Raw genomic sequence first — 12799 nt, 5'->3', positions numbered from 1 at the left:
GAAATGGGGGACATCTGGTTCGCTCCTCCAAAGTCTCATATGTGCTGCGGGCTCATATTGAGCATGCACGCTGACTTCGTTTTGACTGGTTTGCAACAACGATAGGCCGATCTTTTTGCGGTCGCAATAGGAAATCACGCTACATAATCTGGCACCGAATGCGGCGGGGTGATGTGCGTTGCGCAGAAAGCGGCATGGCGCGGCGCAAACGGGCTTGCCTCGGTATCGCGGCAGATCTCGGCAGCAGATCTGAATAGATCCCCGCATCGGATCGACGGTTGCACATTGGCCGGTCACGCCGGTTGGTTCGGTGACGGCACCGGGAATGAACCGATGGCGAGCCTGCTGCATGCCGCCGAACAGCGAGCGCACAACGAAACGCACATACCGTGTTTCCCCGTATATGAATGGGGTTTATCCGTATATGAACGATAAAAGCATATTGAACGTGCCTTTTCGTTGTTCTATGTTTCCGAGAACCCAATATAAGAAACGGCATTTCGATTATTCGGATGTATCGGATATATGACCGGAAATTGCATATCAGGCAGCGCGGTAATGCCCGACATGCGACGCCGGAACCGAATTCGAAAAGCCAATAAACAGATCGGATCACCGCAAGGTCCACAACGGAGACAGCCATGAGCAGTGTTATCGAGCCAGCCGGGCGCGCGGGTGCCGCGCCGTTTTTTTCCAAGGAAGCGACCGTCGCGCAACCGGGTTTTTCGCGCTGGCTGGTGCCACCCGCCGCGTTGGCGGTGCATCTGTGCATCGGGCAGGCCTATGCCTTTTCGGTATTCAACGGCCCGCTCACGAAAGTGATCGGGATCACCGAATCCGCGCCGGGCGACTGGTCGCTGACGACACTCGGATGGATCTTCTCGCTCGCGATCGCCTGCCTCGGACTGTCAGCGGCATTCGCCGGAAAATGGCTCGAGCGCGTCGGCCCGCGCCGCACCATGTTCACCGCCGCATGCTGCTTCGGCGGCGGCTTTCTGATTTCGGCGATCGGCGTCTGGACGCACCAGATCATGCTCCTGTACGTCGGTTACGGCGTGCTGGGCGGCATCGGGCTCGGGCTCGGCTATGTGTCGCCGGTGTCGACGCTGATCCGGTGGTTTCCCGATCGGCGCGGCATGGCGACCGGGATGGCGATCATGGGCTTCGGCGGTGGCGCGATGATCGCCGCGCCGCTGTCGGTGGCACTGATGAGCCATTTCAAGAGCGCGTCGAGCGTCGGCGTGGCCGAGACGTTCGTCGTGCTCGGCGTGGCCTACTTCATCTCGATGTCGATCGGCGCGCTGGCGATCCGCGTGCCGCCGGCCGACTGGCGGCCGGCTGGCTGGACGCCGCCGGCAGTCACGAAGCAGAAGATGATCACGTCGAAGCACGTGCATATCGACGAGGCGCTCAAGACGCCGCAGTTCTATCTGATCTGGCTCGTGCTGTTCCTCAACGTGACCGCGGGGATCGGCATTCTCGGGCAGGCCTCGGTGATGATCCAGGAGAGCTTCAAGGGCACGGTCAACGCCGCGACGGCCGCCGGCTTCGTCGGGCTGCTGTCGCTGTTCAACATGGGCGGCCGGTTCGCCTGGGCGTCCGCGTCGGACTGGGTCGGCCGCAAGAACACCTACTTCATCTTCTTCGCGCTCGGCGCCGTGCTGTACGTCTGTGTGCCGCATTTCGCGGCGTCGGGACAGATCGCCCTGTTCGTGCTCACGTATTGCGTGATCCTGTCGATGTATGGCGGCGGCTTTTCGACGGTGCCCGCCTATCTGGCCGACATGTTCGGCACCGCGTACGTCGGCGGCATTCACGGCCGGTTGCTGACGGCGTGGGCCGCGGCCGGCGTCGTCGGGCCGGCGCTCGTCAACTACATCCGCGCCTACGAGGTCGCGCACGGCGTCGGGAAAGCGGACGCATACACGATGACGGTCTATCTCATGGCATCGCTGCTCGTGATCGGCTTCATCTGCAACCTGCTCGTGACGCGCGTGAACGAGCGGCACTACATGAGCGACGCACAGCTCGCCGCCAAGTAATCAGGAGACACGACGATGAATGAATCCGCCCAGGTCCATCCGACCAACAAGGCCGTGCTGGCCGCGTTCTGGCTCTACGTGCTGATTCCGCTGACGTGGGGTGTCGTCAATACGCTCGCGAAGGCATTGACGCTGTTCGGCTGAATACGCTGACCATCCGGAAGCGCCCGCGCCCGCGCCGTGCATTGCGCGCGAGCGCAGGCGCGTCATGCACGCATCAAATCTGGCCGAACTGTTCGGTCAGGAATGCCTCCGCGTGTTCGTGCATGAAGTAGCGAAACGCTTCGGCCGGAGGCGACAGCACCTTCGACAGCATGTTGACGAGATGCCAGCGTCGCAGCACGGGGGTGTCCTCGACATCGAGGATCGCGATGAGCCGGTTGCTGAGTTCGAGTCCGAGCGTATGCAGCGACAGCATGCTGATGCCCATGCCGGCCATCACGGCCTGCTTGATCGTCTCGTTTCCCGGCATCTCCATCGAGATGTGCGGCGCAATGCCGTGCTTGTCGAAATACTCCTCGAGCACCGCACGCGTGCCCGAGCCGGGTTCGCGCACGATGAACTTGTAGTCGGCGAGTGCGTGCGCCGGCACGTGTCCGAGCCGCACGAGCGGATGGTCGGGCGAAGCCACGAGCACATGCGGATGCAATGCAAACGGCTCCGCACGCGTGGCCATTTCCTTCGGTGGCCGTCCCATCACGGCCAGATCCACCTCATTGCGCTGCACCTGCTCGACTAACGTCTGACGATTCCCGACCGTGAGAATCACATCGACGCCCGGATGATCCTTGCAAAAGCGCGCGAGCAGCTGCGGCACGAAATATTGCGCGGTACTGACCATGCCGATCGCGAGCCGCCCCGTCTGGACCTTCTTGAAGCTCGCCACCATGTCCTCGGCGTCCTTGAGTGTTGCGAGGACCTTGCGTGCATAGACGAGCAGGTACTCGCCGGTGATGGTCAACGACACGTTCCTGCCCTCGCGGTCAAACAGGGGTAACCCTACCTGCGATTCGAGTTCGCGGATCTGCATCGTCACGGCCGGCGGGGTGAGATTCAACGTCTCCGCGGCCCGTGCGAAGTTCAGATGCCGAGCGACGGCGACGAATACCCGCAGCTGACGAAGCGTGACGCCCTTCATTCAGAAATCCTTAATCGAGACCAAAGAAAATGTGAATTTTCGAAAATTATTCCACTGGGTAACCTCGGTGTCCATGAGGTCAGCCAAAAGAGGAGCGACTACGATGACCAAGCCCGTGGAAAGCAGCGTGATTCTCGATGCCAAGCAGCGTTATTCAGCTGGCGTGCTCAAGTACAAGCAGATGGGGTACTGGCAGCCGGATTACCAACCGAAGGAGACAGACGTCATCGCACTGTTCCGCATCACGCCGCAGGAAGGCGTGGAGCCGGACGAAGCGGCCGCGGCCGTGGCGGGCGAGTCGTCGACCGCAACCTGGACTGTCGTCTGGACCGACCGTCTGACCGCGTGCGACAACTACCGGGCCAAGGCCTATCGTGTCGATCCGGTGCCGAACACCGGCCCGGGCACGGCGACCGAGCAGCAGTACTTCGCCTATATCGCGTATGAGCTCGACCTGTTCGAGGAAGGCTCGATCGCCAACCTGACCGCGTCGATCATCGGCAACGTGTTTGGCTTCAAGCCGGTCAAGGCGCTGCGACTCGAGGACATGCGCATTCCGGTCGCGTACCTGAAGACCTTCAAGGGGCCGCCGACCGGCATCGTGGTCGAGCGGGAGCGTCTCGACAAGTTCGGCCGCGCGCTGCTCGGCGCGACGATGAAGCCGAAGCTTGGCCTGTCGGGCAAGAACTATGGCCGTGTCGTCTATGAAGCGCTGAAGGGCGGCCTCGACTTTACGAAGGATGACGAAAACATCAACTCGCAGCCGTTCATGTACTGGCGCGACCGCTTCCTGTTCTGTATGGAAGCCGTCAAGCGTGCGGAAGCGGCGAGCGGCGAGATCAAGGGTCACTACCTGAACATCACTGCCGCGACGATGGAGGACATGTACGAGCGCGCCGAATTCGCAAAGGAACTCGGTTCGTGCATCGTGATGGTCGACCTCGTGATCGGCTGGACGGCGATCCAGTCGATGTCGAACTGGGCACGCAAGAACGACATGATCCTGCACATGCACCGCGCCGGTCACAGCACGTACACCCGGCAGAAGTCGCACGGTATTTCGTTCCGCGTGATTGCCAAGTGGCTGCGCATGGCGGGCGTCGACCACGTGCACGCCGGCACCGCGGTGGGCAAGCTCGAAGGCGATCCGCCGACGGTTCAGGGTTTCTACGACGTGTGCCGTCAGTCGAAGAACGAGGTCAACCTGGCGCGCGGCCTGTTCTTCGAGCAGGACTGGGCCGGCCTGAAGAAGGTCCTGCCGGTGGCGTCGGGCGGCATCCACGCCGGCCAGATGCACCAGCTGCTGACGCTCTTCGGCGACGACGTGGTGCTGCAGTTCGGCGGCGGCACGATCGGCCATCCGATGGGCATCCAGGCAGGCGCCACCGCGAACCGCGTCGCGCTCGAAGTGATGACGAAGGCACGCAACGAAGGGCGCGACATCGCCAACGAGGGGCCGCAGATCCTCGAGGAGGCATCGCGCTGGTGCACGCCGCTCAAGCAGGCGCTCGATACGTGGCGCGACGTCACCTTCAACTATGCGTCCACCGACACGCCGGACTATGTGTCGACCCCGACGACTTCGAACTAATTGGAGAACGCCATGCGACTGACCCAAGGGGCTTTTTCTTTCCTGCCCGACTTTACGGACGACGAAATCCGCGCACAGATCGAATACGCGCTGCGCGAGGGCTGGGCCTGTTCCGTCGAGTACACGGACGATCCGCATCCGCGCAATTCGTTCTGGGAAATGTGGGCGACCCCGATGTTCGACCTCAAGGACGCCGCCGGCGTGATGCTCGAGGTCAACGCGTGCCGCAAGACGTACGGGGACCGCTACATCAAGATCAACGCGTTCGATTCGACGCTCGGCTTCGAGACGGTGCGACTGTCCTTCATCGTCAACCGCCCGAAGGACGAAAGCGGCTTCTGCCTGGTGCGCAACGAGGAAGCGGCGCGGAAGATCCAGTACCAGCTGCGCTCGTACGCCACGGAGCGCCCGGAAGGCGATCGCTACTGATCGTACGGTGATCCGCCCGGTGCAGGGCGCGCTGTCCGGGCGCCTTGCACCGCCCCTTCAATCCGTAGACGAGCTTCGACGCCATGAGCACCGAAAACGCCATCGACTTGCAAGCCATCGTGCGCGATGCGCAAATCCACGATGTGCTGGAGCGGCTTGACCGCGAGCTGATCGGGCTCGCGCCTGTCAAGGCGCGCATCGCCGAGACCGCCGCCTTTCTGGTGGTCGAGCGTGCGCGCAAGGAACTGGGCATGGCCACTGCGGCGCCATCGCTGCACATGTGTTTCACCGGCAATCCCGGCACCGGGAAGACGACCGTCGCGATGCGCATGGCCGAAATCCTGCACCGCCTCGGCTACGTGCGCAAAGGCCACGTCGTCGCGGTGACGCGGGACGATCTGGTCGGCCAGTACATCGGCCACACCGCGCCGAAGACCAAGGAGGTGCTCAAGCGCGCGATGGGCGGCGTGCTCTTCATCGACGAGGCGTACTACCTGTACCGCCCGGAGAACGAGCGCGACTATGGCCAGGAAGCGATCGAGATTCTCCTGCAGATCATGGAGAACCAGCGCGACGACCTCGTCGTGATCCTCGCGGGCTACAAGGACCGCATGGATACGTTCTTCAAGAGCAATCCCGGCATGGCATCGCGGATTGCGCATCACATCGACTTTCCGGATTACTCGGACGGCGAGCTGTTCCAGATCGCGGAGCTGATGCTGAGCGACATGCATTACCGGCTCGACGACGACGCCAAGGAAGCGTTGCAGGCCTATATCGAGTTGCGCAAGACGCAGCCCAATTTCGCGAATGCCCGTTCGATCCGCAACGCACTCGATCGCGCGCGGCTGCGTCAGGCGAATCGCGTGTTCAGGAGCAACGAGACCGTCACGCGCGAAGCGCTCGAGACCATCACCGGTGCGGATATCCGCGCGAGCCGCGTGTTCAGGGGCGGAAATTAGAAAGTAGAGGGAGACAGCTCATGCAATACGGCAGAACGACACTGTCGAAGTTCATCATCGAAGAGCATCGCCGCAATCCGCAGCAGGACGAGCAGCTGACCGCGCTCATCAATGACATCCAGACAGCGTGCAAATACATCGGTACGCGGGTGGCGCGCGGCGCGCTGGCCGGGGTGCTCGGCAGTGCGGGCGGGACGAACGTCCAGGGCGAGGTGCAGCAGATGCTCGACGTGCTGTCGAACGACATCATGCTGTCCTGTTGCGAGTGGGGCGGCCAGCTCGCGGGCATGGCCTCGGAAGAGATGGAGACGGTCTATGAGATTCCCGGGGAATATCCGCGCGGGCGTTACCTGCTGCTCTTCGACCCGCTCGACGGCTCGTCCAACATCGACGTCAATCTCACGGTGGGCACGATCTTTTCCGTGCTCGAGGCGCCGCCCGGGGTCACGCACCCGACGGTCGACGATTTCCTCCAGCCGGGCACCGCACAGGTTTGTGCCGGCTACGCGCTGTTCGGGCCGGCCAACATGATCGTGCTGACGCTCGGCAATGGCGTCCACGGCTTCACGCTCGATCCGGAAATCGGCGCGTACATCCTCACGCATCCCGATCTGCGCATCAAGGAAGAGACGCAGGAGTTCGCGATCAACGCGTCGAACATGCGGTTCTGGGAGCCGCCGGTGCAGCGCTACATCGACGAATGCGTGAAGGGCAAGGCCGGCCCGCGCCAGAAGGATTTCAACATGCGCTGGGTCGCCTCGCTGGTCGCCGAAGTGCACCGGATCCTGATGCGCGGCGGCGTGTTCATGTACCCGAAGGACAACAAGGATCCGGCGAAACCGGGCCGGTTGCGACTGCTTTACGAAGCGAATCCGATGGCGATGATCGTCGAACAGGCCGGCGGCTGTGCGTCGACCGGACGCGGACGCATCCTCGAAACGGTGCCGGAGGCGCTGCACCAGCGCGTGCCGGTGATCCTCGGATCCCGGTGCGAGGTCGAGCGCGTCGAACGCTACCACCAGGAATTCGACGGCGGCACCGACCATCGCTACGAATCGCCGCTCTTCAACACGCGCTCGCTATTCCGCTCGTGATCCGCCAGGCAGGGCCATTCGTATTGAGTTGAGGAAAAGAAGGAGGGGACATGTCGACCAAACATCCGATCGTGGCGATCACCGGTTCATCGGGCGCGGGCACGACCACGATTACAAAGGCGTTTCAGCATATTTTCCGGCGTGAAGGCGTGAATGCCGCGATCGTCGAGGGCGATTCGTTCCATGCGTACGACCGTCTGCAGATGCGCCAGAAAATGAAGGAAGCCGAAGACGCGGGCGATCACAACTTCAGCCACTTCGGGCCGGCGGCCAACCTGTTCGACGAACTCGCGAATCTGTTCGCGACGTACAGCGAAACGGGAACCGGCCGCTGCCGGAAATACCTGCACGACGAGATCGAGGGCGCCGAGCACGGTCAGCCGCCGGGCACGTTTACGCCCTGGGCCGATCTGCCGGGCGGATCCGACCTGCTGTTCTACGAAGGGCTGCACGGCGGCGTGGTGACCGACAGCGTCGACGTCGCGCAGTATCCCGACCTGCTCGTGGGCGTGGCGCCCAGCATCAATCTGGAGTGGATCCAGAAACTGCATCGCGACCAGAACATGCGCGGCTACTCGCAGGAAGCGGTCGTCGACGTCATCCTGCGCCGCATGCCGGACTACGTGAGCTACATCTGCCCGCAGTTTTCCCGGACGCACGTGAATTTCCAGCGTGTGCCGGTCGTCGACACGTCGAACCCGTTTTGTGCGCGGGACATTCCGTCGCTCGACGAGAGCATGCTCGTGATCCGTTTTGCGAATCCTCGCGGCATCGATTTTCCGTATCTGCTGTCGATGCTGCATGGCTCGTTCATGTCGCGTCCGAACACCATCGTCTGTCCGGGCGGAAAAATGGGGCTCGCGGTTCAGCTCATTTTTACCCCGATGATCCTGCGCCTGATCGGCAATCGACGCCAGGCGATGGCGTGAGCGCGCGCACCGACGGCATGAAGGAGAACTCGCAATGAACCATCCCAGCAACGTGCGCCTCGAGACGGCGCTGCCGCAGAACCGGCGCCGCGCGGCCAACGCGCTGCGCTTTCTCGCCATCGACGCGGTCGAGGCCGCGAAGTCGGGGCATCCGGGCATGCCGATGGGCATGGCCGATATCGCCGAGGTGCTGTGGCGCGGCCATTTGCGGCACAGCCCGGCCGAGCCGTCCTGGCCGAATCGCGACCGTTTCATCCTGTCGAACGGCCACGGCTCGATGCTGCTGTATGCGGCGCTGCACCTGTCGGGCTACGACCTGCCGCTCGACGAGCTGAAGCGCTTCCGGCAACTGCATGCGAAGACGCCGGGGCATCCGGAAGTCGGCATCACGCCCGGCGTCGAGACGACGACCGGCCCGCTCGGGCAGGGGCTCGCCAACGGCGTCGGCATGGCGCTCGCGGAAAAACTGCTCGCCGCGCGCTTCAACCGGCCGGGCTTTCCGGTCGTCGATCACCACACGTATGTGTTTCTCGGCGACGGCTGCCTGATGGAAGGCATCAGCCACGAATCGTGCTCGCTGGCCGGCACGCTCGGCCTCGGCAAACTGATCTGCTTCTACGACGACAACGGCATCTCGATCGACGGCCATGTGAACGGCTGGTTTACCGACGATACGGCCGCCCGCTTCCGGGCGTATGGCTGGAACGTGATCGGGCCGATCGACGGTCACGATGCGGTTTCCGTCGATGCGGCGATACGCGATGCGCACGCGAGCGACGGGCGTCCGAGCCTGGTCATCTGCCGGACGAAGATCGGCTGGGGTTCGCCGAACAAGGCGGATACCCACGACGTGCACGGCGCGCCGCTCGGCGCCGACGAGATCGCGGCGACGCGCGAGGCGCTCGAGTGGCCGCATGCTCCGTTCGAGATTCCCGACGACGTGCGTGCGAGCTGGTGTCAGCGCGCGCGCGGCGCTGCGCTCGCCCGCGAATGGGACGTGCTGTTCGACGCGTACCGCACGGAATATCCCGACGAAGCGGCGGAATTCGAGCGCCGCATGCAGGGTGAGCTGCCGTCCGACTGGCCGGGCATCGCGCAGCATCTCCTCGACGTCGCGCGTGCGGTGACGGCCCCGACCGCGACGCGCAAATCGTCGCAGATCGCGCTCGACGTGCTCGTACCCGCATTGCCCGAGCTGTTCGGCGGCTCCGCGGATCTGACCGGGTCGAACCTGACGGCGGCCAAGGCGTCCCGCTCGATCAACGAGGCGGAGACGATCGAGCCGGGCGCGAACTACCTGTCCTACGGCGTGCGCGAGTTCGGGATGATCGCGATGATGAACGGGATGGCGCTGCATGGCGGCTTCATTCCGTACGGCGGCACCTTTCTCGTGTTTTCCGATTACGCGCGCAACGCGATACGCATGAGCGCGCTGATGAACCAGCGTGTCATCCACGTGCTCACGCACGACTCGATCGGCCTCGGCGAAGACGGCCCGACGCACCAGCCGATCGAGCATGTCGCGAGCTTGCGGCTGATCCCGAATCTCGATGTCTGGCGGCCGTGCGATACGGTCGAGACCGCCATTGCGTGGCAAATGGCGATCGAGCGCGAGTCCGGCCCGAGCGCGCTCATACTGTCGCGCCAGAACCTGCCGCCGGCGACGCGCGACGAGGCGCAGATTGCATGCGTCCGCAAGGGCGGCTACGTGCTGAGCGAGCCCGCGGGCGGGCCGCCGGACGTGGTGCTCATCGCGACCGGATCGGAAGTCGCGCTCGCACTCGACGCGCAGCGCAAGCTCGCGGAAGACGGCGTGCGCGCGCGGGTGGTGTCGATGCCGTCGACGTCGGTGTTCGACCGGCAGGACGATGCCTACCGAGCGACCGTGCTGCCGCCGGGCATACGCCGCGTGGCGGTCGAGGCGGGCCACCGGGATTTCTGGCACAAGTACGTCGGGCTCGAGGGCCGGGTGATCGGTCTCGCGACGTTCGGCGAGTCGGCGCCGGCGAGCGCCTTGTTCCCGCACTTCGGCCTGACGGTCGAGCGCGTCGTGGAGGCATGCCGGTCATGAAGACGCGCCTCATCACCTTCGACCTCGACGGCACGCTGTTCGACACGGCGCCGGAGATCGCGCTGGCGGTCAATCGCACGCTGGACGAGTACGGATACCCGGCGATCTCGCTCGACACCGTGATCGGCTATATCGGGCACGGCACGCAGGAACTGATGCGGCAAGTGCTCATCAGCCTGGGCGTGGATCCGGACATCGTGCTGGACACGGTCATGCCGGTATTCGACGCGCATTACGATGCGACGGTGGGCACGCTGGCACAGCCGTATCCGGGCGTGCCCGAGGCGTTGGCCCGGTTGCGCGCCGCCGACATGCTGATGGGCGTCGTGACCAACAAGAACCGCCGGTTCACGCTGCGGCTGCTGGAGAACGCCGGGTTCGAGCCGTATTTCGACGTGGTGGTCGGCGGCGACAGCCTGCCCTACAAGAAGCCGCACCCGCTGCCGATCCGCCATTGCCTGGAGCGTCTCAAGGTGCCCGTGCGCGAGGCCGCGCACCTCGGCGATTCCAAGACCGACATCCAGACCGCCCGCCGTGCCGGCGTCGCGGCCTGGGCCGTGCCGTACGGCTACAACTACGGCGAACCGATCACGGACGCGCAGCCGGACCGCGTGTTCCAGTCCATCGCGGAGATGGCCGATCACATTGTCTCGCCGCACACCGCAGCGAGCTGAGACGAATGACGAATCCACGATAAAAGGAAAGGAGACGAGATGCCCATCAACGTAGCGATCAACGGCTATGGCCGCATCGGCCGCAATATCCTGCGCGCGCTGTACGACGCGAAGCGGACCGATGAAATCCGCATCGTCGCGATCAACGATCTCGGCGACGCGAACGTCAACGCGCATCTCACGCGCTACGACACGGTGCACGGCCCGTTCGCCGGCACCGTCGATGTGGATGGCGACGCGCTCGTCGTCAACGGCGACCGCATCAAGGTGCTGTCCGTGCGCAATCCCGCCGAGCTGCCGTGGCGCGAACTGGATGTCGATGTCGTGCTGGAATGCACGGGACTGTTTACGAGCAAGGAGAAGGCGTCCGCGCATCTCGCGGCCGGTGCGCGCAAGGTGATGATATCCGCGCCGGGCGGCAAGGATGTCGATGCGACGATCGTCTACGGCGTCAACGACGACACGCTCAGACAGGCGTTTACGGTGATCTCGAACGCGTCCTGCACGACCAATTGCCTGGCGCCGCTCGTCAAGCCGCTCCATGCGGCGATCGGGATCGAGCAGGGCCTGATGACGACGATTCATTCCTACACGAACGATCAGGTGCTGACCGACGTGTATCACGAGGACCTGCGGCGCGCGCGTGCGGCCACGCAGTCGATGATTCCGACCAAGACGGGTGCGGCGGCGGCCGTCGGCCTGGTGATCCCCGAGCTGAACGGCCGGCTCGACGGATTTGCGATCCGCGTGCCGACCATCAACGTGTCGGTGGTCGACCTGACCTTCACGGCCGCGCGGCCGACGACCGTCGAGGAAGTCAACGCGATCATCCGCGAAGCATCCCAGGGCGAACTGAAAGGCATTCTCGGCTACAACGACGCGCCGCTCGTCTCCGTCGATTTCAACCATGATCCGCGTTCGTCGATCTTCGATGCGACGCAGACACGTGTGATCGGCGGCACGCTCGTCAAGGTGTTGAGCTGGTACGACAACGAGTGGGGCTTCAGCAACCGCATGCTGGATACCACGGCGGCATGGATGAGGGCTGCGTGATGACGACGCCGGTGCTGAAGCTGGACGATCTGGTTGCGAGCGGTGCGGTAGGCGGCCGCCGTGTGTTCATCCGGGCCGACCTGAACGTTCCGCAGGACGAGCAGGGCCGCATTACCGAGGACACGCGCATCCGTGCGTCGCTGGGGGCGATCGAGACGTGCGTGAAGGCGGGCGCCGCGGTGATGGTGACCTCGCACCTCGGGCGCCCGACCGAAGGGGACATGAAGCCGCAGGATTCGCTCGCGCCGGTGGCGGCGCGCCTGTCCGAACTGCTCGGGCAGCCGGTGCGACTGGTGAGCGGCTGGGTCGATGGCGGCGTCGCGGTCGAGCCGGGCGAAGTGGTGCTGCTGGAAAACTGCCGCGTGAATCGTGGCGAGAAGAAGAACAGCGATGAGCTCGCACAGAAGATGGCGCGGCTGTGCGACATCTATGTGAATGACGCGTTCGGCACCGCACATCGCGCCGAAGCGACGACCGAGGGCATCGCGAAGTATGCGCCGGTTGCCTGCGCGGGGCCGTTGCTGACGGCCGAGCTGGACGCGCTGGGCAAGGCGCTGGGTGCGCCGGCCCGTCCGCTGGTGGCGATCGTGGCGGGCTCGAAGGTGTCCACCAAGCTCACCATCCTCAAGTCGCTGGCCGCGAAGGTCGACCAGCTGATCGTCGGCGGCGGCATCGCCAACACCTTCATGCTGGCCGCCGGACTGCCGATCGGCAAATCGCTGGCCGAACCGGATCTCGTGGGCGAGGCACGCGAGATCATGGACCTGATGGCCGCGCGGGGCGCATCGGTGCCGATTCCGGTGGACGTCGTGTGCG

The 12799-nt window shown here is 64.2% G+C and carries 13 protein-coding genes; 11 read left to right on the top strand and 2 right to left on the bottom strand.

Annotated elements, in window-relative coordinates; translation table 11 throughout:
• Positions 1-384: hypothetical protein (locus KH616_RS13160; protein ID WP_292245097.1), on the bottom strand; the 384-nt coding region annotated here is incomplete at its 3' end.
• Positions 385-641: 257 nt separating this feature from the next.
• Here KH616_RS13160 and KH616_RS13155 point away from each other — a divergent pair.
• The gene (locus KH616_RS13155; protein ID WP_292245096.1) at positions 642-2042 is read left to right on the top strand and encodes an OFA family MFS transporter; all 1401 of its coding nucleotides are present in this window, start codon (positions 642-644) and stop codon (positions 2040-2042) included.
• A gap of 15 nt (positions 2043-2057) precedes the next feature.
• Positions 2058-2186, top strand: coding sequence for an oxalate:formate antiporter (locus tag KH616_RS13150; RefSeq protein WP_292245095.1), 129 nt, complete (start codon positions 2058-2060; stop codon positions 2184-2186).
• 73 nt (positions 2187-2259) lie between these two features.
• Here KH616_RS13150 and KH616_RS13145 read toward each other — a convergent pair whose 3' ends face one another.
• Positions 2260-3180, bottom strand: coding sequence for a LysR family transcriptional regulator (locus KH616_RS13145; RefSeq protein ID WP_292245094.1), 921 nt, complete (start codon positions 3178-3180; stop codon positions 2260-2262).
• A 103-nt stretch (positions 3181-3283) separates the two neighbouring features.
• Here KH616_RS13145 and KH616_RS13140 point away from each other — a divergent pair, with 103 nt between their 5' ends.
• The 9 genes from KH616_RS13140 to KH616_RS13100 all read left to right on the top strand — a co-directional run.
• Positions 3284-4771, top strand: coding sequence for a form I ribulose bisphosphate carboxylase large subunit (locus KH616_RS13140; RefSeq protein WP_292245092.1), 1488 nt, complete (start codon positions 3284-3286; stop codon positions 4769-4771).
• A gap of 12 nt (positions 4772-4783) precedes the next feature.
• Complete coding sequence (locus tag KH616_RS13135; protein WP_292245090.1) at positions 4784-5200, top strand: ribulose bisphosphate carboxylase small subunit; 417 nt, start codon at positions 4784-4786, stop codon at positions 5198-5200.
• A gap of 83 nt (positions 5201-5283) precedes the next feature.
• Positions 5284-6162: a CbbX protein gene (gene cbbX, locus KH616_RS13130; RefSeq protein ID WP_292245088.1), complete on the top strand. Its 879-nt coding sequence runs from the start codon at positions 5284-5286 to the stop codon at positions 6160-6162.
• A gap of 20 nt (positions 6163-6182) precedes the next feature.
• On the top strand, positions 6183-7256 hold the full coding sequence (locus tag KH616_RS13125; RefSeq protein ID WP_292245085.1) for a class 1 fructose-bisphosphatase: 1074 nt from the start codon (positions 6183-6185) through the stop codon (positions 7254-7256).
• Between the two features lie 50 nt (positions 7257-7306).
• Positions 7307-8185 (top strand): phosphoribulokinase, encoded by an 879-nt coding sequence (locus KH616_RS13120; RefSeq protein WP_292245083.1) that lies wholly within the window; start codon positions 7307-7309, stop codon positions 8183-8185.
• Positions 8186-8219: 34 nt separating this feature from the next.
• Complete coding sequence (tkt, locus tag KH616_RS13115; protein ID WP_292245081.1) at positions 8220-10256, top strand: transketolase; 2037 nt, start codon at positions 8220-8222, stop codon at positions 10254-10256.
• A complete protein-coding gene (gene gph, locus KH616_RS13110) occupies positions 10253-10930 on the top strand; it encodes a phosphoglycolate phosphatase (protein ID WP_292245079.1) in 678 nt (225 codons plus the stop codon). The genes tkt and gph overlap by 4 nt, the downstream gene beginning before the upstream one ends.
• 39 nt (positions 10931-10969) lie before the next feature.
• Complete coding sequence (gene gap, locus KH616_RS13105; RefSeq protein WP_292245078.1) at positions 10970-11983, top strand: type I glyceraldehyde-3-phosphate dehydrogenase; 1014 nt, start codon at positions 10970-10972, stop codon at positions 11981-11983.
• Positions 11965-12799, top strand: an 835-nt coding sequence (locus KH616_RS13100) for a phosphoglycerate kinase (RefSeq protein ID WP_292245076.1), incomplete at its 3' end; no start/stop codon positions are given. The genes gap and KH616_RS13100, both read left to right, overlap by 19 nt.

It is taken from the genome of Burkholderia sp. (genome assembly GCF_018375725.1).
Classification (GTDB): domain Bacteria; phylum Pseudomonadota; class Gammaproteobacteria; order Burkholderiales; family Burkholderiaceae; genus Burkholderia.
This window is presented reverse-complemented; position numbering and strand designations above follow the sequence as displayed.

Excerpts from the sequence above, each read along its gene's own strand:
- KH616_RS13155 (WP_292245096.1), top strand. The coding sequence starts at position 642 with ATGAGCAGTGTTATCGAGCCAGCCGGGCGCGCGGGTGCCGCGCCGTTT.
- KH616_RS13150 (WP_292245095.1), top strand. The coding sequence starts at position 2,058 with ATGAATGAATCCGCCCAGGTCCATCCGACCAACAAGGCCGTGCTGGCC.
- KH616_RS13145 (WP_292245094.1), bottom strand. The coding sequence starts at position 3,180 with ATGAAGGGCGTCACGCTTCGTCAGCTGCGGGTATTCGTCGCCGTCGCT.
- KH616_RS13140 (WP_292245092.1), top strand. The coding sequence starts at position 3,284 with ATGACCAAGCCCGTGGAAAGCAGCGTGATTCTCGATGCCAAGCAGCGT.
- KH616_RS13135 (WP_292245090.1), top strand. The coding sequence starts at position 4,784 with ATGCGACTGACCCAAGGGGCTTTTTCTTTCCTGCCCGACTTTACGGAC.
- cbbX (WP_292245088.1), top strand. The coding sequence starts at position 5,284 with ATGAGCACCGAAAACGCCATCGACTTGCAAGCCATCGTGCGCGATGCG.
- KH616_RS13125 (WP_292245085.1), top strand. The coding sequence starts at position 6,183 with ATGCAATACGGCAGAACGACACTGTCGAAGTTCATCATCGAAGAGCAT.
- KH616_RS13120 (WP_292245083.1), top strand. The coding sequence starts at position 7,307 with ATGTCGACCAAACATCCGATCGTGGCGATCACCGGTTCATCGGGCGCG.
- tkt (WP_292245081.1), top strand. The coding sequence starts at position 8,220 with ATGAACCATCCCAGCAACGTGCGCCTCGAGACGGCGCTGCCGCAGAAC.
- gph (WP_292245079.1), top strand. The coding sequence starts at position 10,253 with ATGAAGACGCGCCTCATCACCTTCGACCTCGACGGCACGCTGTTCGAC.
- gap (WP_292245078.1), top strand. The coding sequence starts at position 10,970 with ATGCCCATCAACGTAGCGATCAACGGCTATGGCCGCATCGGCCGCAAT.